Origin of the sequence: Bacteroides nordii, assembly GCF_019930665.1 — a bacterium.
GTDB classification, from domain to species: domain Bacteria; phylum Bacteroidota; class Bacteroidia; order Bacteroidales; family Bacteroidaceae; genus Bacteroides; species Bacteroides nordii.
Window position 1 is genome coordinate 897999 of the sequence record NZ_CP082886.1, and the last position, 23691, is coordinate 921689.

A 23691-nucleotide genomic window follows, 5' to 3' on the forward strand; every position below is an offset into this window, starting at 1 on the left:
GAATTAGTTATGTATCTGCATCGTTTTCTTATTGTTGTTCGGGTATAACACCCCAATATCATTTACAAAGGTAAGGATAAAACCGAAAAATCAGTAAAAATTACCGTTCTCTTTTGATTTTTATGCGTTTACATCCCGTTGTTTAAGAATATCGTATTTTTATAAGCAAGAGTTGTTGTTGCTTATGGATGCTTATTTGGGGGCATTATATTTACAACACATGTACGGAAGTCGTTGATAAATATATCATGCAGACTTCGAGGAAGTCAAGTAAATTCGATCAGTAAACGATTAATATATTAAAAGAGAGAGCCGTAGGTCATTGACTTACGGCTCCTTTTTTTAGAGAATTTTTTAGGAGGAAGTATACTAACTAATAAAAAGTTGTACTTCTATTGACTACTATTTTAATTAATATTTTTCAACTTTGCAAAAGTGTACAATCATCTATTGCAAAAGTGTACAATCATCTATTGCAAAAGTGTACAATGATCCATAGCAAGAGTGTACATTATTGAGGTATAAAAGTGTACATTCTTATATTGCTTGATTATCAGTGGTTTAATATGGGAATGTTGGCTAATTCCAGATATAACGCAAAAGAAGAAAAATTATTCATCGAATTTTAATAGGGTTTTCTACTTCTAAGCGATCTTATAAGTAGAAAGCAAGAATTATTCACCTTTAAAATCATACGAAGATGAAAAAGTTAGTTGGAGTTATAATGGGCTGGTTGATGTTTTTCTTACTATTGGATATTGCCCCTTTGCAGGCACGGGAAGAAGTGGATGGCTATTTCACGGTTACAGGGGTTGTAAGAAACAAGGATGATAGGAAAAAGCTGGAGAATGTGAATGTTTCTGTGCCCGGTACAAATATTGGGACGGTAACAAATTCAGATGGTCTATTCTCTCTTAAGATCAAAGATGCTGAAATAGTCCGGGGGCTGGAAGTATCTCATATCGGGTACCTCAATACTCAGATCTCTTTGAAAGAAAATAAGGACTTATCCACATTGACTGTGTGGATGATACCAGCACCTAATTTACTGAGTGAGATTGTGATTTTTGGTAATAATGCCCGTGGCATTGTAGAAGAAGCAATTAGAAAAATCCCGGTAAACTATTCTCCTAATGAGAATATGCTGACAACATTTTACAGAGAAACAGTACAAAAGAGGCGTCGTTATATCAATGTGTCGGAGGCTGTTATAGATGTATATAAGACAGCTTATAATGACCGTGTACCTGTGAAAGATAAGGTGCAACTCCAGAAAGGGCGTCGTTTGCTGAGTCAGAAAAACAGTGACACATTGGCTGTGAAGGTAGTGGGAGGTCCCAGTTTGGCTATTTATCTGGATGTCGTGAAGAATCAGGATGCATTACTGAATATGGGAGATTTGGATTATTATGAGTTTCACATCGAAGAGCCTGTGAATTTTGATAACCGTATGCAATATGTAATCAGTTTTCGGCCTAAAGTTAGCCTGATGTATGCATTGTTTTATGGGAAACTGTATATTGATTTTGAGAAACTGGCATTTACCCGGGCAGAGTTCTCGCTGGATATGAAAAATAAAACGAAAGCCGTGGAAGCTATTTTACATAAGAAACCTTTGGGTTTACAGTTTAAGCCACAGGAAGTATCCTATCTGGTGACGTATAAAGAGCAGAATGGGAAGACGTATTTAAACTATATTTGGAATACCATCCGTTTCAAATGTGATTGGAAGAAACGCCTCTTCTCTTCGGGATATACAGTTTATTCTGAGATGGTGGTAACAGACAGGCAGGAGGATAACTTTACAGCTATTTCTAATAAGACGGCTTTCAAAGAAAAGCAAGTGTTTTATGATTTAGTAGATGAATACTGGAACGAAGACTTCTGGAAAGAATACAATATCATTGAACCTACTGAGTCTTTGGAACACGCTGTGAACAAATTGAAAAAGCAATCTCGTTAGAGTTCAGATAGTTTTTTATATATTTGGTACCAATAATGATTCGGGTATGCTAAATGAACTGTTCATACTTGCTAAAATAAAAGAGGGTGATATAAAGGCATTCGAGGAAATTTTCCGTTGCTATTATTCGCCCCTTTGCTGGTATGCTGCAGGTATAACAGGCGAAGTGGAAGCTGCCGAAGAGATAGTAGAAGAACTTTTCTACGTATTTTGGAAAGACCGGGAACATTTGCAGATATTTCAATCCATTAAAAGTTATCTGTACAGGGCAACACGCAATGAAGCGCTTCAATACTGCCAGCATAGAGAAGTCAGAGAACGGTATAGGGAGTATGTGCTGGCAGATAATGTTTCAGAACAGGTGTCTGATCCTCACCGGCAGTTGGAGTATGAGGAGTTGCAGGAGGTTATCCGCCATACACTTGATAAACTGCCGGGGCGCAGACTCAGGATATTTGAAATGCATCGTATGGAAGGAAAGAAATATGTAGAGATTGCTTCGTTTCTTTCATTGTCTGTCAAAACAGTGGAAGCAGAGATGACAAAAGCACTCCGGACTTTACGAAATGAAATAGATAATTATATTCTTACGAAATGACTGAAGTAAATAAAAATAAAGTGAGGACAGATGAGGCATGGAGGCACTTGTATACTCGTTTGGATAAAGACAGCCTGCTTGTAGAGGTGGGAGAGGAGGTGATCCGTCGCAGGCTTTTCTTAAAATGGGGAACTGTAGTTGCTGCTATGCTGACAGGAGTGGTTTGTCTGATGTCCGTTTGGTGGTTAATGCCGGGAAATGATACTAAAAATCTTAATCTGGTAATTCAGGAAAACAGAGAGAAGTCAACGTTGGTCACTACTCTTGAAGACGGCTCTATTGTTTATCTGGGGCAGGAGAGTGTCTTGCAGTATCCTGAACATTTTGCTACGGATAAGAGAGAGGTTAATTTGCATGGAGAAGCCTTTTTTGATGTGGCGAAGAAACATGAACAAACTTTCTTGATTGAAACCGAGAAGGTACAGATAGAAGTATTGGGGACAGCTTTTAATGTCCGTAGTAATGAAGAAGTTCCTTTTAGTTTGTCTGTGTGGCGTGGTAAGGTGAAGGTATCACTGAAACAGGGAGGTCACAGTGTTTTTGTGAATGCGGGCGAAACGGTTACATTACAATCACAGCAATTACAGTTAAGTGAGACTTCAAGAGGTGATGAGTCTGGTGTCTATACAAAGAATATACGTTTTAAGGATGAAAGCTTGGAAGATATCCTGCGGGTAGTGAATGCTGAAAATTCTGCGTTACAGATACAAACTGGTTCATTGGATTTGGGTAAACGCAAGCTGACTATTGAGTTTCTGGACAACTCACCCGATACGGTTGCCGAACTGATCTGTTGGGCGTTAAATTTGAAATGTACTCGTGAAGGAGATAAACTGATTTTGTCCGAACGATGATTCTTAAAGTTTAAAAATATGAAATTACATCCTCTCTGTCTGCTTTTCTTCGGACTGCTTCTTATTGCTGCTGGTACAATAAGAGCAGATGGAGATGATGTTCTGGATCGTGTTATCAGTCTGCCTAAGATGAAAGGTACGGTGTATTTCTTGTTAGGTAAAGTCTCAGAACGTTCCGGATATCTTTTTGTTTATGATAGTAAGGTTGTGAACAATGATATTGTGACAAAGACGAGAGAGAAAGACTGTACAATTCGGCAGGCTATTTATGAAATAACCGGTAACAGGAGATTGGTTTTAAAGGTGATTGGAGGACATATATTAATCCTGCCTCCTGTAGAAAAGAATAAGAATATAAAAAAAGAGAGCCAATTGCCCTTGCCAACCTTTTCCACAATTACCGGTACTTTGTTGGATAAAGAAACCGGGGAGCCTGTGGTCAATGCATCAGTGACAATTCAAGGTACTTCGATAGGTAATATTACAAATAAAGACGGTGAGTTCAGACTTCATTTACCCGACTCTCTGAGAGATGGGTTTCTCTCTTTTTCTCATTTGGGTTATGTGGCGCAAAATGTTGAAGCGGCTATGCTTACGGGGCGCGACAATATACTGAGTCTGGAGCCTAAAATCGTTCCCTTGCAGGAGGTTCTGATCCGGTTGGTAGAACCCAAAAAGTTGTTGAGGGAAATGCTAAAGCGGCGAGAGGAAAATTATTCATTGGTCCCAGTTCATCTGACAACATTTTACAGGGAAGGAGTTCAGTTAAAGAACAAGTTCCAGAACCTGACGGAAGCTGTATTCAAAGTTTATAAATCTCCTCTGGATGAATCCGGGGTATTGGATCAGGTGAAGTTGCTGAAGATGAGCAGGATGGACAATCGTGAAAGTACAGATAGCCTGATAGCTAAGATTAGGGCGGGTATTCAGGCTTGCCTGCAATTGGATATAATGAAAGATCTGCCGGATTTTCTATCTGTTGATGCAGATGATAATCCGTATACATATACTTCTGGTGGCATCACCTCTATAGATGACCGTTGTGTAAATGTGGTTTCTTTTGAGCAGAAGCAAGGGGTTAAAGAACCGCTTTATTGCGGGGAGTTATATATTGATTCGGAAAATGGGGCTTTACTGCAGGCACGGATTGAAATGCAACCCCGGTACATAAAAAAAGCTACAAGGATTTTTGTTGTCCGGCAAGCTCCCAGTGTAAATCTGACAGCACAAAAGGTGGTATATACTATTTCGTATAAACCGTGGAGAGGCACTTACTATATTCACCATATCCGTGGCGATTTGTTTTTTAGGATGAAGAAAAAACGGGCACTGTTCAGTAATCCCACTTTGCATACATGGTTCGAAATGGTAACATGCAAGGTGGATAGGGATAATGTGGCCCGTTTTTCCCGTACTGAAAGGGTACCAATACATACAGTACTTGCAGATATTGATTTTAAATATGATGAAAGTTTCTGGGAAGAGTTTAATACGATCCCGTTAGAGGAAGAGTTGAGTAAGATAATAGAGAAGGTAACGTTAAAGATAGAAAAAACAGTTCATCAAGAGGAGTGAAGATAAGCAGGATATTTGTTATTTTGCAGTTTGAATGAAATATATTCAATGAATACGAAAAGATATGATTAAACAAGACTATCTGGTACGGATGATTCAGGAAATAATCTCTTTGATTGCAAATGCTATTCTGAATAAGAAGAAACTTCGCAAGCAAGAGTGGGTAGAGTATGATTGCCTGACCAGACAAATTTTAGGCTTTCCTGCCGAGCAGTTGATTGGTATGGATATGCAGGAGTTGATCGGACGGTATAAAGGCGATCCTGACGAAATGGGAAAAATAGAACTTGCTGCTATGAGTATGCTGAAATTATCAGAAGATATGTCTTCAGATCATGTCCTGCAAAAATCCAAACTCCGGCAGGACGGTCTCTGGTTGCTCAAGTATGTTCAGGAAGAAGGGAATACATTCTCTATTCAACGGACAAGCCTGATAAAACTTTTGGAAATAAACGGGTGAATAAAAAAACGGTATGCAGGAGTGGAAGCAAGTGTTATGCATAAAACTTTGTTGCATTTGCGTCTGTTAATCTTGAAAAACTATATCTTTGTGGCCCAGTTACAAAATCGTGTTTAATATGGAATTACCTAAAGACCCGATGATGCTGTTTAGTGTCATCAACATGAAGCTTCGTGATAACTATTCTTCGTTGGATGAATTGTGTGATGATCTGAATGTAGAGAAAGAGGACATTATTGATCAGCTCAAAAATGCAGGCTTTGAATATAGCCCGGAACATAATAAGTTCTGGTAATCTGTTGTTATAACGGAGCTGTTTAAATCTAAATTGTTTCACCAATCATTTTAGAATTAACTACTTAATAATCGGTGAAACAATTCATTGATCTTTATTTGTCTACTTACAGTATGTGTGGTAGGGCATATTAAAATATCAGTTGTGATTTTAATTCAGGGAACTGATTCTGATGCCAATACGGATATATTTTGGGCGTTTTACTTGCCTCATCCAATCGCTTTATTTGTTCTGCTGTCAGACTCCAGCCAATGGCTCCGAGGTTTAGTTTCAAATGTTCTTCTGTTCGTGCGCCAATCACAAGACTGCAGATAGTGGGGCGTTGCAATAGCCAGTTTAGTGCTACCTGTGCTACAGTTTTTCTTGTCTCTCCCGCAATATCTTCCAGAATATCAATAATATTGTAAAGAAGATCGTATGACATGATTTCATCACCTACCGGAGCGCCACCACGGGCTACTCTTCCATCTTCCGGAATCGGATTGTTACGACGATAACGTCCTCCCAAACGTCCTGCTGCTAACGGACTCCAGACAAATGTACCAACTTGCTGATCGACGCCAAGTGGCATCAGCTCCCATTCAAACTCACGGTTGAGCAAAGAGTAATACACCTGGTGGGCTACATAACGTGTCCAACCGTATTTGTCGGAAACAGCCAGTGACTTCATTAACTGCCAGCCGGAGAAGTTGGAGCATCCGATATAGCGTACCTTTCCGCTTTGGACAAGATTGTCCAGTGCGCTAAGTGTCTCTTCCAACGGAGTAGCGCCATCAAAGCCGTGCATATAATAGATGTCAATATAGTCTGTTCCCAAACGTCGCAGACTGGCTTCACAGGCATTGATAATGTGAAAGCGGGAAGCTCCCATTTCGTTCCGATCTTCTCCCATTGGGAAAGTGGCTTTGGTGGAGATGAGAAGGCGGTTTCGCTTTCCGGAAATAGCTTTGCCAAGTATTTCTTCCGACAAACCACGAGAATAAATATCGGCTGTGTCAAAGAGATTTAGTCCGGCTTCCAGGCACATATCTACCATGCGGGTAGCTTCGGCAACACCTGTATTTCCCCAACCTTCAAAACCGTGAGTACCTCCAAAGGTTGCTGTTCCTAAGCTCAATGCCGGAACAAAAAGTCCTGAGCCGTTTAATTGTCTGTATTCCATAAATGTTTCTGATTTTTTTGAATAATAGTAAATGTATATATAACGATTATTGTTGTGATAAAGTTGCATCTTTTGCAACAAAAATTGAAAGAAACAGAGTAAAACCATCTTCAGACATAAGAATCTGTTTAAATTTTCCTTTTGTAAATTTAAACAGGTTCTTATTAAACAAGTATGTCAGGTAAACGCAAGATATAGATAAATAAATAATCTTTCGTTCACAAACATCTCTTGTTGTTTCATTGTTATACCCGGCAAATATCTTATTGGGGTATGTTCGAATACTGGAAAAGCTTGAAAGGAGTAAGGGGATGGCATGTCTGGAAATTAAAGCTGATTGATGCCAGATTGTACTTTGTCAGCATCTTTGTGGGATTGCTGACAGGGCTTATTGCCGTGCCTTATCATTATCTGTTACAATTCTTTTTCGATATCCGGCGCACATTCTTTGACGCTCATCCCCGTTGGTATTGGCATATTGTGTTGTTCCTGGCATTATGGGGAATACTTATCTTTGTTTCCTGGTTAGTTCGTAAGATGCCACTCATCACCGGTGGTGGTATTCCGCAAACGAGAGGGGTTATCAATGGGCGCATCTCCTATAAGCATCCTTTTATAGAAATGGTATCTAAGTTTGCGGGAGGAGTTCTTGCATTGACTGCGGGGTTATCTTTAGGGCGTGAAGGTCCCTCTGTACAGATTGGCTCTTACGTTGGTTGCCTTGTTTCTAAATGGACACGGGTACTTGCCGGAGAGCGTAAACAACTTTTGGCTGCCGGAGCAGGTGCCGGATTGGCAGCTGCATTTTCGGCCCCTCTTGCTTCCTCATTGTTAGTAATTGAATCAATCGAACGCTTTGATGCACCGAAAACAGCTATTACTACGTTACTCGCCGGTGTGGTAGCCGGGGGTGTGGCAAGCTGGATATTTCCCATCAGTCCTTATCGTCTTATAGATGCCATCGAACCATTGCTTCCTTTTTTATCTCAGGTAAAACTATTCCTGTTACTTGCAGTGGTTATCTCTCTCTTTGGAAAATTCTATTCGGAATTGACGTTGTATTTCAAACAAGTCTATTCGCAGGTGAAACATCCTGTGTATATGAAGATGCTCTATCTGTTAGTGATTGCTTATGCTATTTCACTGTTGCAAGTAAATCTGACGGGAGGAGGCGAACAATTCCTATTAGAACAGGTCACCGATGGGAGTAGGCAGGTTATGTGGGTGTTGGCAATGATGATGGTTCATTTTGTATTTACGGCGCTTTCCATCTCTTCCGGATTGCCGGGAGGAAACTTTATCCCTACGTTGGTGACTGGTGGGTTATTCGGGCAGATTGTAGCTCTGATATTGGTACAAAGAGGGTTTATTGCCCAGGAGAATGTGAGTTATATTATGCTGATCAGTATGTCTGCTTTTCTTGTTGCTGTTATTCGGACTCCACTGACGGCTATTGTTCTGATAACAGAGATAACAGGACACTTTGAAGTTTTCTATCCCTCTGTGGTGGTAGGCGGACTGACGTATTATTTCACGGAGTTATTGCAAATAAAGCCTTTCAATGTCACTTTATACAATGATATGATAAATACCCCCGATTTTCAGCAGCAAAAGCGTTATACACTTTCGGTAGAGATCATGACCGGGTCTTATCTGGATGGTAAAGAGGTGAATGAGCTAAGATTACCCGAACATTGTATCATTATCAATGTACACCGTGACCGGAAAGACTTGACCCCGGCCGGTACCCGGCTTATTCCGGGAGATCAGGTACAAATAGAGATGGATGCACAAGACATCGAAAAGTTATACGAACCATTGGTAAGCATGGCAAATATCTATTAATAACGGATCGTATAGAGCATTTGTATGCTGATTTATGGAATATACCGGCACTTTTGACTGATAATTCTTTGAATTTCATTTCTTTTATCTATATTTGTAGCCATACTGAAATACAACTTATAGAAATGAAAAAACACGATTTCCTTTTTTTCCTTTGCGTGCTTGTCTGCTTCCTCCCTTTCTTTTTGAGTGATGCGGTGTATGATGCCTATAAGCAATTTAATGCTTCTCACGGTATGGTAATGAGCTTTATTAAGTTTGCCATTCTTTCCACTTTGGGCGAGGTGATTGGGCTTCGTATCAGTACCGGTTCTTATCATCGCCATGGTTTTGGTATTTTGCCCCGTGCATTTGTTTGGGGATTGCTCGGATTGGGGATCAACATGGCTTTTGTTGTTTTCTCTAACGGAGTTCCAGCCTTTGCTTCTTATCTGGGAGTAGTGGATGCCGGTAGTATAATGTCCGGCCCTCTTTCTATTGATAAGGTATTGTTGGCGTTGGCTATTTCTGTAACGATGAATACCATTTTCGGACCAGTATTTATGACCTTACATAAGGTTACTGATACTCACATTCTTGCTACCGGAGGTACGATGAAGGGCTTCTTTACTCCCATTCCTATGGGACAGATTTTGCAGAATCTTAATTGGAAAGTACAATGGGGCTTTGTTTTTAAGAAGACTATTCCGTTCTTTTGGTTTCCCGCCCATACCATAACTTTCCTTTTGCCGGGCGATGCACGTGTCTTGTTTGCGGCTTTATTGGGAGTGGTACTTGGTATATTTCTGGCAATAGCAGCACGCAAGTAACAGATCGTTTACTTTTATACCGGAGATTGTTTTTGTTTACAAATCGGTTTCCGGCAGCTTTTTTTTGTCAAGAGTCGATTTATTGATTCTTAACTAAAAAGGGCACTTTTCGTTGTAAAGCATCTGTTGCATTGCAACACAGTAGCATTTGCATCGCAACATAGTATGAAATGAATCATAACATACCAAGTAATAAACCGTTTCATACCGAGGAAATTCATGTAAGTACCGAGGAAACCTTACTTAACAACCTTGCTCAGGAGTGCTTTGAACGAGGAGGACGAAAAAAAAGAGGAAAGTTACAACTTCCCTCTTTTGCCTCAGTTTAATCTGAATATACTTTATCATTACTCTTACAAAGATACTACTTTACTTTATCAAAGTCAAGCTTTTTCCCTTTTATTTTAAGAAAACTATTTGTTTACTTGTTTTCCGATTGTTCCCGCAGCCAGGCTATCTCTTCGGGCCACAACGTTTCGTCTATTGTTTCGAGTATCAACGGCATATTGTCAAAGCGTGGATCGCGCATTAGCTTTTCAAAAAAAGCGAAACCGATCAGTCCTTTTCCGATGCTGTCGTGGCGGTCTACATGGCTGCCCAATTCTTTCTTAGAATCATTGAGGTGCATTCCACGGAGATAGCGGAATCCTACTACTTCTTCAAATTCGTTAAACACGGCATCATAATCTCCAAGGAAATCGTACCCTGCCGTGAACGTGTGGCAGGTATCCAGACAGACGCCAACCCGGCTTTTGTCCTCTACACGATCGATGATATATTTCAGATGCCAGAACTCATTTCCTAAGTTGCTGCCTTGTCCCGCAGTATTTTCAATAACCGCCGTTACTCCTTTCGTCTTTTCCAGCGTGATATTGATGCTTTCTGCAATGAGGTCAAGGCTGTCTTCTACTGAAATTTTATTCAAATGACTGCCCGGATGAAAGTTTAGCAGTTTCAATCCCAACTGTTCGCAACGTTGCATTTCGTCTAAAAAGGCGGCACGGCTTTTCTCCAGTGCATCTGGTTCGGGATGTCCCAGGTTGATAAGATAACTATCATGGGGAAGGATATACTCCGGTTTGAAGTTATACTTTTCGCAGTTCTCCTTAAAAAGGCGGATGTTTTCTTCGGTCAGAGGTTTGCTCACCCACTGGCGTTGATTCTTGGTGAAAAGTGCAAAGGCATTAGCTCCTATTTCGTGTGCATTGACAGGGGCGTTTTCTACGCCACCCGAGGCACTGACATGTGCTCCGATATATTTCATACTGTTCCTTTTTAGTTTATTACATTTACATGCAAAGATAACAATTATTACATCTGATGAAACGCATATTAACGCAAATTTCTGCAGATTATAAAGACCGTTATTTTAGTCTTATACTTGTTCTTCTTTGCGGAAATTTGCGTTAATATGCGTTTCAGCCTCATAATCACTTGTTGCACTTCCCTGTGCGGGAAGCACCGGGAAGTATTATATTTCGAAATCGGGCAGATAGTCTACCAGTTTCTTTTCGATTTTCTTTCCGTCTGTTTGTTCATTTATGAGTGTGGCACCTTCGTTTTTGGCAGCGTCATAAATCAGAGATGCTTTCTCTGTCTTGTTGCTTATGCTGATAGCGGCCTTACCTGTCGGGGTAAGGTTACATCGGATAATCCAGTCACCTACCTGCCAGGTGTCGCCTTTACGGACTACTTTGATATCTGTCCGGTCTTTACCATGTGTATCGATGATAGTCAAAAAGCGAGCGGTAGTTGTTTGTGGTGTTGTAGCCGAGAAGTGCCAGTGATTGGGATACTTCACGGTTTTTCCATTTTTGTCCGTCACATTTTTCCAGTTGGTAGGCGGGCAGAAGAAAGTATCTGTCAAAGCCTCTTGTACAGGAGCAGAACAGAACAGATGAGCAACCGATACACCGTCAACCGCATTGCGTCCTGTAACGGTAATAGCATCAGGTGACTGACGTTTTACGTCCATTGGGAATGAGGTGGTATGCAACAGATAACTCCAGGTTACAGGTTCTTTTCCTTCCAGCTCATCATAAATGACGTAGACCCCTGTTTTACCCAGTTGGATAACGTGGCGGCGGAACATATTCAATTTATTCTCATCCCAACCATTCTCCGGAGTAAACTTTGTTCCACTGAGGCGCGCACGTTCGAGCCAGAGAGGGGAGGTTACTTTGCCATAAGCATTTGAAGCGTCGCCTACAAAATAAGAGAGTTTTTCTCCTTCATACCAACGCGGTATCCAACCATACCCCTCTGTACCAATTTTCTGTCCCATACCATTCACGAGGATAGAATTGTGGGCACGGGTGTTACGGTAAGAATACATGCAATGATCGTCAGTGAAACCTGTACGGTGACCGCTGCTATAGAAAATCTCTTTACCACCGTAGAATGTATTGAATGCATTTTGATTGGCAAGTGCATGTGAGGTACTTCCGTAAGAACTACTGCGGAAGGAGAGCATGGCATTCTTCTCCGGTTCTCCCAGAGAAGTATTCATATTCCCTAATCCTGTTTCATTGAAAACGTGTGTCTGTGGCATATCATCGAGGGTACGTTTACCAATGGGGAAAGCATCTTCAGCCGGGAAAGGCTTTTTAGTGATACAACGATACCAGGTAAGGTCAGCAGGTTTTGCTTCAAAAGAACTTTGGAAGATGTCCGGTTGGCGTTCTTTTATAGATCGTACGTAAGCAGCCGCCCACGGATTATTGCATTGACGTGCCAATGCATCGGCATAACCTACACGTGCTCCGCTGGGAGTCTTTTGATTTTCGTGAGAATTTCCCTGTCCGGCAGCTTTAGAGAAAGGAGGTTGCTGATAGATAACGTACAATGCATTCTTGTTGTACCATGGATCAGCAAAGAAATCGAATCCGGTGACACGTGAGAAGAAAGCGGGTACTTCAATCAGTGTACGGATGTTCACGTGAAAATAGGAGTCTCCGTTATGCCATCCTCCGTCTGCATTAAGTCCCGGCAGGCGTGATACCCATTCGTTATAGCAATAATCTACCCAGGTAGAGGCTTCGGGGAGTTCGCCGTAAGTAGCGAATGCAGCCATTGTAAGGATACGGAAAGTCATTTGCCAAACGTGATTATCGGCAATACGGTTCTCAAGATGGTTGACGTATTCTTCGAAAAACTTGCTTCCATTCTCCCGGATACTACCCAGTAAAAGAGTTTTCTCAGTAGGGGTAAGCAGGTGGTAGAAGGCGTCGTAAGTCGAAGTGCTCATGGAGAGAATTGTACCGAGGTTAAAGTCACCGGCAAAATATTTACTGTCTTTCCAGGAGAGGATTTCGGTAAGACGCTTCATTGCTTCACGATAATATACCTCGTTTTTAGTCAGTAGATAAGCACGTATCATGCCTTCTATATTTTTCTCTTCGCGATCTACAATCTTTCGGCTTTCGCGGATAAGGGCGGATTTGTACTGTACGATGTTCGTTAGTTTCACCACTGCGCTGGTATCAATTTCTTCTGCCAGGTGTTTCAGTGGGTGCATGATACATTTGTCGGCTTTGGTGATGTAAGACTGCGCTTCCGGATTATTCTGATTTCGGGCGATAATGTCGTTCCATTCTTTAAAGTCGAGAAGAATACGAGGGTGTTCTGCAGGAAGTTTGGTGAGTAACTCTTGCAATGAAGGTGGATTGAAAGTACGCGTATTCTCATCTATATAGAAATGATAAACAGGCGACCACTCTTCTTTACCGTTCTTGTCTACATAAGCATGTTGCCAGTAATAAGTACCTTTCTCAAAGAGTTGGAACGGATTGAAGAAAGCCCAGTCACGTTCAGCGGTAATGACTCCTTGCCGGAAGTCTTTGTCGCGGGCGATACGTATGCGATAAGTTACGTGTGGTTTCTGCTCTTCACCTTCCACGCCATCGAGTACAGCGCCGAGGTGAGGGAATTTATCCGGCCACATGAAGCGTGGCGGGTTCATTGTAATGTGTTGTCCGTCGAGTGGGGAGGGAGTTTCGCGTACTTCATGCATAAGTGTAGATTGTGTCAGATGCATGATGCTGTTCTGCGCTCCTACTGAAGTAGAAGACAGGAGGGCGGCAAAGAGGAAATAGTAAGTGATTCGTTTCATGATTTAAAGACTAATTAATAATAATATGCCAATTACCATGCGGTGAGTAAACGTCGCGCAGCCAATTGGCACATTGGCATATTATCACATTATTTAAAAAGTTCTTTTAATTTCACCGTTTTATTGTTGATAAGCGGGTGTGCCCAGAAGCCTATAAAGGTTATATATCCCACGAATATCAGAATACTCAGCATACCTGTGCGCAGTGAAGTGGCATCTGCCAGTGTACTGACAATCATTGGACCACCTGCACCACCTGCAATCGCCGAACAAAGAATCCCGGCAAACGAACCGTGATGTTTCCGTGCTGAGTTTAAAGCTAAAGAGAAGATGATACTAAACATCATCGATATACTGAATCCGATAGCCGGGAAAGCAATCAGCGACATTTCACGCGTGCCAAATAGAGCGGTCAGTAACAATATCATAGTCAGGAATCCTGAGATTTGCAACAACCGTTTACTATCCATCAGTTTCAGCAGGAACATACCGACGATGCAACCTGCCGTCATCAGTCCCCAGAAATAACTGACGGCCTGTGCACCTTCTGTCTGTGGATTGACATCATGGTATTGCTCAAGGAAGGTGCTCATGAAGATGGAAGTTCCCTGCTCGGTACTTACATAGCAGAAGATGCCCAGGAAGAACAACCATACATACTTCTGTTTGAATAACTCTAAATAGGAACTGGTGGTACCGCTTTTTTCCTCTTCCTGTAGAGTGATTTTCGGGAAGCGTGAGATGCCGACTGCAATCAGCATAATCAGCAATAGTGCGGAAAAGACCCAATAGAGAGATACCCAGGGCATTTCTCTCGGAGTAACATCTGCCAGCAGATCGAGTAGGAAATTATGTCCGGCAACGTAGGTGTCAGCGTTCAGTTCCCGTATCAGATAGGTATAAACCAATGGACTGAGGAATGAAGCAATACCAAACATGAATTGTGCCAGTTCGGCAACAAAAGCATAGTTCTCTTCACCTCCTACAGTACGTTGCAATGGATTCAGTACTGTTTGTAACATCGCCATACCTAACCCGATAATAAAGGATGAGGCTAATAACATGGGATAGGTATGAAGACAAGCGAAAAGAATGGTACCAATAAACGGCATTAAAAAACCACAGAAAAGTACCGGTTTCTCTCCGTAACGGTCAATCAGCAATCCGGCAGGGATAGACATGATGGCATATGCCAGGAAAAAAGAAGTCGGAATGAATCCCGCCATTGCCAGGTCGCTCAGATTGAAGTTGTGGATGATATCCGGTATCAGCGGCCCCAGAATATTGGTAATAAAAGATATAGTGAACCAAAACGCCATAATGAGCGCCAGCATTCCAAAGTTTCTTTTCATAATAATAGTGTTTCAGATTTCTTTTGTACTATCGTCGATTAAATATTAAGCCTGCTGCTCCTATACTTCCGGCTTTATTACCTAAGCGAGCTGCAATGATTTCAGTGTTGACCGCACAATCGGGGATAGCATAACGATGTGCTTGCCGGCTGATCTTCTCTATATAGAAGTTTCCAGCTTCGGACAGTCCGCCTCCAATAACAATGCGTTGCGGGCTAAAGATATTAATAAATCCGGCAATACCATGTCCTAAGTAGTCACAATGTTCTTCTAAACATTCCGTAGCAAGTTTATTTCCCTCTTTGTAGAGGTGGACAATAAGCTCACCATTGATCTCCTTTCCCGGATATTGTATGCCTGCTTCTGCACTGCGTTGTGTGAAACGGCGTACCAGTGCCGATGTGGAAGCGTAATGTTCCAGACAGCCTACCGAACCACAAGCACAAGCCTCTCCATTGGCAATGAGGGGTACATGTCCCAGTTCCGTCCCCCGGTTGGCAAAGCCGTTGAATAGTTTGCCGTCAATCACAACAGCTCCTCCGATTCCTGTACCGACAGTCAGAAACACAACATGTGTTGCTCCTTGTCCTGCTCCGTACATCGTTTCTCCCAATCCCATCAGATTAGCGTCATTGCCAAGTAAAGTAGGGAGTCCGGTAGCTTTTTCAATTATATCCGCTAAGTGGAGCTTTTCCCATCCCTTGATGTTTTCGGCTCCTCCGAGAACTATGCGGTTGGTTTCGTCTACAATTCCTGGTGTACCGATACCGATACCTTCGATATTGTATCTTTGTTCAGTGGCGAAAGCTTTTACTTCATTGATCGCTTTTATCAATTGTTCTATTACGGCTTCTGCCGAGATATCAGCCAAAGAGGGTAGTTTTCCCTGAAACAGGAATTCTCCTTCATTACTGATGAGGGCGTATTTGATGGAGGTGCCGCCCAAATCAATGCCGATAGCATATAGGTTGTTATTCATAATATGTTATTTTTTGGATTGTGATGTACTTTTCTTTTGCCTTGATGCAATAGAAAAGATACCAAAAGAAAAGATCAAGGCTGCATCTCCTCCGCTACTGCACTGCGGCGAAAAGCTAAAGGGGCTCGAACTCGCTTCGCTCAGACAATCGCCCCTTCTGACGCTTTTCACCTCCGTTCCGTTTGACGCTGCGGAAATGAGGCCGGGGGAACCATTCGGATGATAGCATACAATGCTTGTTGTAACAAAAGAAGTATGCTATATTACATTAATTATATTGTAATATGTTTCCTTTTATATCACGTATCTCTATCCCTGCCTTAACCGTTGTATCGGTTGATGAACGGCCTCCGGCCTCATTTTTTCTCCGTCAAGCGAACGCCCGCAGTGAAGCGTCAAAAAGGGGCGATTGTCTGAGCGAAGCGAGTTCGAGCCCCTTTAGCGGAACGAAGGAAGTGAGTAGGAGAAAAAATGCAGCCTTGATTCTTTCTTTTGGTATCTTTTCTTTCGCATCAAGGCGAAAGAAAAGTACATTATACAATTTAAACTCTCTCCGCCCAGATCGGTGAACTCCATGCCCACTGCTGATCGCGTTGACGAACCCGGACATAGTAATAATCCGTATCCTTTTGCGGTTCTTTATCTTCCATAAAGTGCTCTACTGTATAGCAGCTTTCGGGCATTGCGCGATTGAAAAGAATGGCTTCACTCAACCAGCCTATCATAAAGTGAGAGCGTGAACCTTCGAGCAATTCGCCTAAAGTATGCTCAAACTTCTTGCCGTTAAACTCTGCTGTCAGAACTCCGTCTTTAGGCATTTCCAGTTCAAGGATGACAGCCTGCATTGCGGGAGTAGTTACGTTCGGATTTTTACTGGAGTACATATCGAGTTCCGTTTCCTTCTCATTGGTAGAAAGGATACGATTTACATGTGTATGGAATTCTGTTTCACCCTCTTGCGGAGAAGTAAATGCAGCGCCACGGAAACAGGGGGTTACGCTCACGATACGTCCTTTATCTACTGCGAGTTTACCTAACCAGTGCACGTATTTCTCTTCACGATTCCAGCCAAAGTCTACTTTCACTTTACAGTGTACAGTGTCACCTTCGGGCATTATCGGAGTCAATGGGCCATTCAAGCGGGCAATGCATTGTCCGTTTTTCACGATATCTACATAGTCGATGCAGCTTTCACCTTCTACGTTAACATAGATGCGACGGCTGTTGCCACGTACCACGTCTCCCATGAATGCGTCATTCAGACGGAAGTCAATCTTAATTTTGTCACCAGTCGCACCACATACATGACGGTTTTTCAGAGCATCCCAAATGGCATCCCGAGTCAGTGAAGGAGCCAGTACACCGATACGTCCGTCGCCATAGCTACCCGGATAACCCGAATGTTGGTCTGTTGAGCACATGATACCAAACTTATTGCCACGATCCAATCCGTATTGCACGGTTCCTTCCCACTGGCGTGGTCCCATATCATGCAGATAGTTATAATCTCCCTGATCACTTTCTGCCAGTCCGTGACGAGAATACATTTCAACGAATGGAGTCTGATCTCCTTCTGTGAAACAATCCCAGTTGTATCCGCGGTATCCACCCTGATAACCCATATGGTGTGGGGTGATAAATACCTTCTCGTTTTTTAGCTTCTCTTTCCATTCCTGTACAGAGGTACATTCTACGAGTGGTACATCAATGTCATGCCACAGTGCCACGTGGTCACCGTGTGCCATGCTATGGCATTCGTATCCCGTAAAAGTAAGGAATTCTCCTTCCTTATTATACTCTTTCGTCATAGCGATGTATTTGTCATAGTTGCCTTCACGCAGACGTTTGAAAGCACCTGTGTGGTAGTCTATCACCCATTTCAGACGAGGATCATCAGCTCCGGGAATGTCCGGCCACATGGCATGTGGAGTCACTGATACAAAGTCCAGTTGTTCTCTTGCTGCTTCAAAAGCATCGCGCATATCACCATGTCCGTAAGTGATGTTACAGTGATTATGTAAGTCACCCCAGTACATTTTAAGGTCACTTGCTGATGGCATGATTTTTTTAGCATCTTTGCTACCCGCTGCACAAGCACCGAGCAGGCTACCGGATGCGGCCAGTCCCAGGAAGGACCAACCTGTGTTTTTAAGAAAACTTCTTCTGTCCATAATAATATTTACGATTAGACGATTTACAAATTACGATTGAAATTACTTTGTTTATATATAAGGCAGTGGAGAGATTTACGATTAGACAATTTACAATTAGGATTATTCTTCTGAAAGAGGAAATATCAATCGTAAATCGTCAATTGTCCAATCGTCTAATCTTTTCACCTGTTGTGCATCATTCGTCTGTCTCCTTTGAATAGTTCTTTTACCTTCTCTTCCGGATCAGTATCATTATATTGTTTCTGTGTATCTTCCAACAGCTGCATGAGTTCTTTTTGCTTCTCTGCATACTCCGGTTTATTAAATACGTTATTCATTTCACGCGGGTCTGCTTTCATATCGTACATTTCCCATTCGTTGATGTCATTGTAGAAATGAATGAGTTTGAAATCCTGCGTGCGAATACCATAGTGACGCTTCACAGAGTGCTCTGCCGGATATTCATAATAGTGATAATAAGCAGCCTGACGCCAGTCTAGCGGAGCTTTGCCTGCATTATCCATGATCGGCTTCAGAGATTTACCTTGTATATCCGAAGGGATATCTGCGCCTGCATAATCAAGGAAAGTAGGAGCAAAGTCTACATTCATGCTGATTGCACTACTTGTGCTTCCTGCCTTGATACCTTTTGGGAAACGGATTATCAGTGGCATACGTTGACACTCTTCATACATAAAGCGTTTGTCAAACCAACCATGTTCACCCAGGAAGAAACCCTGATCCGACGTATAGACGATGATTGTGTTATCCAGTTCTCCAATCTCTTCCAGATAGTTCATCAAGCGTCCGATATTCTCATCTACTGCAAGTACTGTTGCCAGATAATCGCGCATGTATTGCTGATATTTCCAGCTGATAAGTGCCTTTCCTTTTAAGTTTCCTTTATGATACTCGGCAATACGTTGTGCATAGACTGAATCCCATTTGTCCTGCACTTCTGCCGGCATGCGTTTGTAGACGCTGTACAGGCGATTGGTAGTATCTTTTAGCATTTCGGCACGTGTGAGTAACTTCAAGTCCCAATCGTTCGTTAATGTATGTTCGATAGACATATCCTGTTCACGTGCTGCACGCCCACGTCCTTCGTAATCATCGAAAAGGTTGGCGGGTTCAGGGAATATTGTATTATTGAATATACCCAGATGCCGGGGAGCAGGCATCCAGTTGCGATGAGGTGCTTTCTGATGATACATCATGCAGAAAGGTTTTGATTTATCGCGGTGTTCAAGAAAGTTGATTGCTTTGTCTGTGATAATATCTGTGGCATATCCTTTCTCGACAACAGGTTTACCCATTTCAAGAAAATCTGGGTCGTAATAATCACCCTGTTCATGTTGTCCGCTCAGAATGCTCCAGAAGTCGAAGCCTTGTGGTTCGGTGATAAGATGCCATTTGCCGATCATGGCAGTTTGATATCCGGCTTGTTGCAGTAGTTTGGGGAAAGTCTGCTGATCGCCGTTAAAAGTACTTGCATTGTCAGTAAAGCCGTTCTCATGGCTGAATTTACCTGTCAGGATACAGGCACGGGACGGACCGGAGAGTGCATTGACTGCATAGCAGTTATCGAAGCGGATACCTTCATTGGCAATGCGGTCCATATTCGGAGTTTGAATAAGATTACCACCATAGCATGACATGGCTTGTGTGGTATGGTCGTCCGTCATCATGAAAATGATGTTAGGGCGCTTGGGTTCTTCCTTTTTTTCTGCGCATGAGGCAAGACTCAGTGCGGCAAGTGGAAGGATGAGTTGAGAGGATTTGCTTTTCATAATGACCAGTTATTTAGTGGTTAGTGATGGGTGATCAGTGATGAGTGATTAGTGATAAGTGATTAACACCATGCGGTATATAGTGCAGCCGGTTAATCACTTATCACTAACTACTTATCACTAATCGCTGATTTTATATTTCAATGACTGTTTCTTACCATCGATTTTCACTTCTACTTCCAGTGCATTTTCGTCAAACTTCTTATTTTTGAAACTTGCCGACAATTTGGGGGCTTTGGCACTGTCCTCAGTCGGGTAGATAATCGTGATATAACGTACGGCCTCTTCTTTATCTTTGCCTACATTGAAGGCTACGGCAGTACGTTCAACGCGTTTGCGATAGGCAGTAGAGCGCCATCCTTCTTCTGTTTCCAATGTTGTACCTTTCGGAGCAAAGCATTGTAGTTTCACATTACTGTTACCTCCAAAGTCAGAAGTAATTGTCATTGTTTTCGGATCAATGTTCACTTTACCTTCACACAGTTGGTAGTGCAGATTTACTTTACCTTTGGCAGCACCTACAGCTTCGTCTACAATCACAAAATATTTATTTTCAACGAAGAATACAGAACGACGGTGTTTCAAATCTTTGTAGCTGGAGTTTTCAGTTACTAATATTTGTACGTCACCTTCCGGTTGCCAAAGTTTGGTTACAGACTCTGTGGTCTCTAATGTTTTGTTATCAAGTGTCAACGTATTGTGAACCATCGTTTGGCGGAACCAGTTACGTAATTTCATCACTTCACCTTCGCCGGCGTATACGTATGCACCACTGTCTGGGAAGAGGTTTTTGCCATTAAACCAAAGTTCAAATGTGCCATTATCCGGTTGGCAATGCCAGAATGCTTTGGGGCCGGCTTTCACTACCATTACTGTAGCGTCTGTATTCCATGAATTGCGGAAAGTAAAGAAGCCTGATTTCAGAAAACCTTTAGATAAGTTCTCCGGTTTCTTTCCTTTTTTACCTTCTGTAGCAAACCAAAGTATCTGCTCATTTTTCGGGAAGATTTTTACCCAGTCTTTGTAGTTGTTGATTTCAGCTGGTTTGTCACCTAATTTAGCGTCGCTGAAGCAAGGATTAGAGTAATCAGGGAAACAGATATTACTATAGAAAGTAATCATTGATTCGATGGTATCCAGATAACCTTGTGGGAATTCATTACGGAACCCATTAACATCTGCCATGCGCAATGCCTTACAGAAGATATTAATAGCTGCCAGGTGATAATGCGGGTCGAGTTCAAACTGTCCGCCGTCTTCGTATACCTGTACATGAATTTCGCGATTCAGGATATCGATGCCGCTCTTTCTCCATGCTGCCGCTTCTTTGAATTCGGGAAAGAAAGCTCCTGCATAGATCATACGTTGTGCCTCGAACAATAAGTGGTTGCCCTGGTCCGAATAGTTGTTTAGGATGTGTACAGCATGTTTGTGGTAATTTACAAGGAATTCTGTCAGGAAATCCGGAGTAAAGGATGAAGAGGGGAGGAATAACAGGAACTGGCTTGTCTGGTCTTGCAGACGGTTACTAACTTCCAGTGGACGCCATGCAAAGCGTACGTTTTCTGCATTTCCTTTCACTTCGCCTGCACTGACAAGTTCGTAGTGCTCTTTTTCCATTTTTGTCAGAGGATTCTTCTTGATCCAGTCGATATACTGAAAAGCCCATTCCTTTGCATACTTTTCGTCACCGGAGATGCGGTAAGCCTTTCCCATCGGAGTGAACCATTTGTGACGGTGTAACTGCCAACGCAATTCATTGTCTTTCACCGGCCAGTATTGCCAGTTAATGTCTTTACCGTAGTTGTAAGAAGGCTGATAACCTTTATGTACAAAGAAAGTGTGCTCTAAACCATCGTCGGCCCATTTCTGTTCCTGCTTGCTGATTTTAAGGTTTTGCAGATCGATATCCGGACTCTTCACATTAGTCCGTGCCCGATAGTAGTCGAGTAATGCTTTGGCGGCATCCTCATCCTTACCCTCTTCGTGGAGAGCTTTCACTTTCTCAAGTCCCGGATAATCCAGGTTGAGGAGCGAGAATACTTCGCTTTTCAATTCCTGAGCACCTGCTTGGCTTGCAAAACATGCAATAACAAGCAGAGTGATTAATTTAAATGTTTTGTTTAACATGATAGTTTTTTAATGTTATAGGGTTATAATGTTATAAAGTTATCGGGTCATAGAGTTATGATGTTATTGGAGTTGTAATGTTATAAAGTTATCGGGTTATGATGTTATAGGATTTGGTTATCAAGCTCACAAAATATAACTTTATAACCCTATAACTTTATAGCTCTATAACCTTATTACAGCTTCTTATATTCTATTCCCTTCAAGTCCATAAAGCGTTTTAAAGCTTCCATGTAGTAATAGTCTGCGTAATTCAGTGGAGTATCGATTTCCGAGCCATTGGGTAGTGAACCGGTAGAGTGCATCAGAATGAATCCCTGGTTATCACCTGCTTTGGCCAGATAAGCATCGCTTGAGAGGCTCTTCAGAATTTTTTCTGCATAATCCAGGTATTTCTTTCCATCCGGAACCATTGTACTCATTTCAATGAGGGCGGAAGCTGTAACAGAAGCTGCTGAAGCATCTCGCGGAGTTCCTTCACCCTCGGGTGCATCATAATCCCACAAAGGTATAGCATCATCTGTTTTTACCCGTGCCATGATCATATCGGCAATTTTAGTAGCAAAATCCAAGTATTCTTTGTCGCCTGTTTCACGATAGCAGGATACGTATCCGTATACCGCCCATGCTTGTCCGCGTGCCCATGAAGAGTCATCGTTTTTGCCTTGATGAGTCTGTCTGCGTTCCACTGTACCATCATTGTTGTAGCTGATTACGTGCCAGCAGGTATAGTCCGGACGGAAGTGGTGCTTCATGGTAGTTTGTGCGTGTTTGATAGCAATGTCTTTGTATTTGGGATTACCTGTCATTTTGCTGGCTGTAAATAACAGGTCGAGATTCATCATGTTGTCAATGATAACCGGGAAGTTCCATGTTCCGAAGTCCCATGAACGGATTGCACCAATTGGCTCATTAAAACGTGAACAAAGATTTTCTGCTGTTTCTACCATTACAGCGGAGATGGTATCATTGGGTGATAAACGTTTTGCGTTGCCATAGCTACAATTTATCATAAAACCAAGATCGTGTGTACCCGTATAGTAGCGTACCGGATTCAGCATATTTGTATATTTAACAGCTTGTGTTTTTAATGCATTATCACCTGTCAGCTCGTAAGTATACCATAACGTTCCGGGAAAGAATCCGCTTGTCCAGTCAAGTAGTCCGCAAAGACGGCGTTTCCCTAACTTATATGCCTGAGGATGGGTGCGAAGTGAATCCTTAAAAGTAAGTGAATCTCGTTCTAATTGCTGACAAAGGAAATTCATGTCATAGCCGGTCCAGATGGAACGTGGCATTTTTGTTGAGTCGGCAATTTCTTCAGCTGTAAGTTTGAGCTGTGCAGAAGCTACATCAATGCCTTTTTTAATCCAGCTGTAGTCTTCCTTTGGAGTAGTGTTGCACGATGACAGAGCAACGACCGCAAGCGAAGCAAAGAGCACAAGGTTCTTTTTCATGTTATTCATTTTTTAATAAGCAGTTGTTAAATGTGATTTTGTTATATTGCAAATGTACTCAATCAAGATGTATTTTTATTGTACGAATGTTGAAAAGGAATTGGAATAAGTCCACTATAGTATTACTTTTGTTGAATTTGCTATTAATATTATGTAAG

General features: G+C 42.1%; 17 protein-coding genes. 8 read left to right on the forward strand and 9 right to left on the reverse strand.

The window, feature by feature from the left end:
* Positions 1 to 700: 700 nt before the first annotated feature.
* The 6 genes from K8P02_RS03450 to K8P02_RS03475 all read left to right on the forward strand — a co-directional run bounded on the left by K8P02_RS03450 (position 701) and on the right by K8P02_RS03475 (position 5745).
* Positions 701 to 1963, forward strand: coding sequence for a carboxypeptidase-like regulatory domain-containing protein (locus K8P02_RS03450; RefSeq protein ID WP_025867726.1), 1263 nt, complete (start codon positions 701 to 703; stop codon positions 1961 to 1963).
* Positions 1964 to 2009: 46 nt separating this feature from the next.
* Positions 2010 to 2561, forward strand: a complete 552-nt coding sequence (locus K8P02_RS03455) for an RNA polymerase sigma-70 factor (protein ID WP_002561962.1) — start codon at positions 2010 to 2012, stop codon at positions 2559 to 2561.
* On the forward strand, positions 2558 to 3415 hold the full coding sequence (locus K8P02_RS03460) for a FecR family protein (RefSeq protein ID WP_025867727.1): 858 nt from the start codon (positions 2558 to 2560) through the stop codon (positions 3413 to 3415). The genes K8P02_RS03455 and K8P02_RS03460 overlap by 4 nt, the downstream gene beginning before the upstream one ends.
* Positions 3416 to 3433: 18 nt before the next feature.
* Positions 3434 to 4990 carry a carboxypeptidase-like regulatory domain-containing protein gene (locus K8P02_RS03465; protein ID WP_195349097.1) on the forward strand — a complete coding sequence of 519 codons (1557 nt, stop codon included), beginning with the start codon at positions 3434 to 3436 and terminating at the stop codon, positions 4988 to 4990.
* A 64-nt stretch (positions 4991 to 5054) separates the two neighbouring features.
* Complete coding sequence (locus K8P02_RS03470) at positions 5055 to 5450, forward strand: hypothetical protein (RefSeq protein ID WP_007484679.1); 396 nt, start codon at positions 5055 to 5057, stop codon at positions 5448 to 5450.
* A 118-nt stretch (positions 5451 to 5568) separates the two neighbouring features.
* On the forward strand, positions 5569 to 5745 hold the full coding sequence (locus K8P02_RS03475; RefSeq protein WP_002561958.1) for a DUF4250 domain-containing protein: 177 nt from the start codon (positions 5569 to 5571) through the stop codon (positions 5743 to 5745).
* Positions 5746 to 5875: 130 nt separating this feature from the next.
* Here the strand turns inward: K8P02_RS03475 and K8P02_RS03480 are convergent, their stop codons facing one another.
* Complete coding sequence (locus tag K8P02_RS03480; RefSeq protein WP_025867728.1) at positions 5876 to 6907, reverse strand: aldo/keto reductase; 1032 nt, start codon at positions 6905 to 6907, stop codon at positions 5876 to 5878.
* 273 nt (positions 6908 to 7180) lie between these two features.
* Between K8P02_RS03480 and K8P02_RS03485 the strand changes: the two genes are divergently transcribed.
* Positions 7181 to 8752, forward strand: coding sequence for a ClC family H(+)/Cl(-) exchange transporter (locus tag K8P02_RS03485; RefSeq protein ID WP_025867729.1), 1572 nt, complete (start codon positions 7181 to 7183; stop codon positions 8750 to 8752).
* A 125-nt stretch (positions 8753 to 8877) separates the two neighbouring features.
* Positions 8878 to 9561 carry a hypothetical protein gene (locus tag K8P02_RS03490; protein ID WP_025867730.1) on the forward strand — a complete coding sequence of 228 codons (684 nt, stop codon included), beginning with the start codon at positions 8878 to 8880 and terminating at the stop codon, positions 9559 to 9561.
* A 421-nt stretch (positions 9562 to 9982) separates the two neighbouring features.
* Here the strand turns inward: K8P02_RS03490 and nfo are convergent, their stop codons facing one another.
* The 8 genes from nfo to K8P02_RS03530 all read right to left on the reverse strand — a co-directional run bounded on the left by nfo (position 9983) and on the right by K8P02_RS03530 (position 23542).
* The gene (gene nfo, locus K8P02_RS03495; RefSeq protein ID WP_025867731.1) at positions 9983 to 10825 is read right to left on the reverse strand and encodes a deoxyribonuclease IV; all 843 of its coding nucleotides are present in this window, start codon (positions 10823 to 10825) and stop codon (positions 9983 to 9985) included.
* A gap of 207 nt (positions 10826 to 11032) precedes the next feature.
* Entirely contained in the window at positions 11033 to 13675 is a 2643-nt protein-coding gene (locus K8P02_RS03500; RefSeq protein WP_025867732.1) for a DUF4962 domain-containing protein, read from the reverse strand.
* Between the two features lie 86 nt (positions 13676 to 13761).
* Positions 13762 to 15024 carry a sugar MFS transporter gene (locus K8P02_RS03505; protein WP_182416618.1) on the reverse strand — a complete coding sequence of 421 codons (1263 nt, stop codon included), beginning with the start codon at positions 15022 to 15024 and terminating at the stop codon, positions 13762 to 13764.
* A 28-nt stretch (positions 15025 to 15052) separates the two neighbouring features.
* Positions 15053 to 16003: an ROK family protein gene (locus K8P02_RS03510; protein WP_195349861.1), complete on the reverse strand. Its 951-nt coding sequence runs from the start codon at positions 16001 to 16003 to the stop codon at positions 15053 to 15055.
* A gap of 542 nt (positions 16004 to 16545) precedes the next feature.
* Positions 16546 to 18174 (reverse strand): Tat pathway signal sequence, encoded by a 1629-nt coding sequence (locus K8P02_RS03515; RefSeq protein WP_195349860.1) that lies wholly within the window; start codon positions 18172 to 18174, stop codon positions 16546 to 16548.
* Between the two features lie 164 nt (positions 18175 to 18338).
* Positions 18339 to 19946: a sulfatase family protein gene (locus tag K8P02_RS03520; protein WP_025866940.1), complete on the reverse strand. Its 1608-nt coding sequence runs from the start codon at positions 19944 to 19946 to the stop codon at positions 18339 to 18341.
* 120 nt (positions 19947 to 20066) lie between these two features.
* The gene (hepC, locus tag K8P02_RS03525) at positions 20067 to 22076 is read right to left on the reverse strand and encodes a heparin-sulfate lyase HepC (protein ID WP_044158070.1); all 2010 of its coding nucleotides are present in this window, start codon (positions 22074 to 22076) and stop codon (positions 20067 to 20069) included.
* A gap of 176 nt (positions 22077 to 22252) precedes the next feature.
* Positions 22253 to 23542: a DUF4995 domain-containing protein gene (locus tag K8P02_RS03530; protein ID WP_025866938.1), complete on the reverse strand. Its 1290-nt coding sequence runs from the start codon at positions 23540 to 23542 to the stop codon at positions 22253 to 22255.
* Positions 23543 to 23691: the final 149 nt, after the last annotated feature.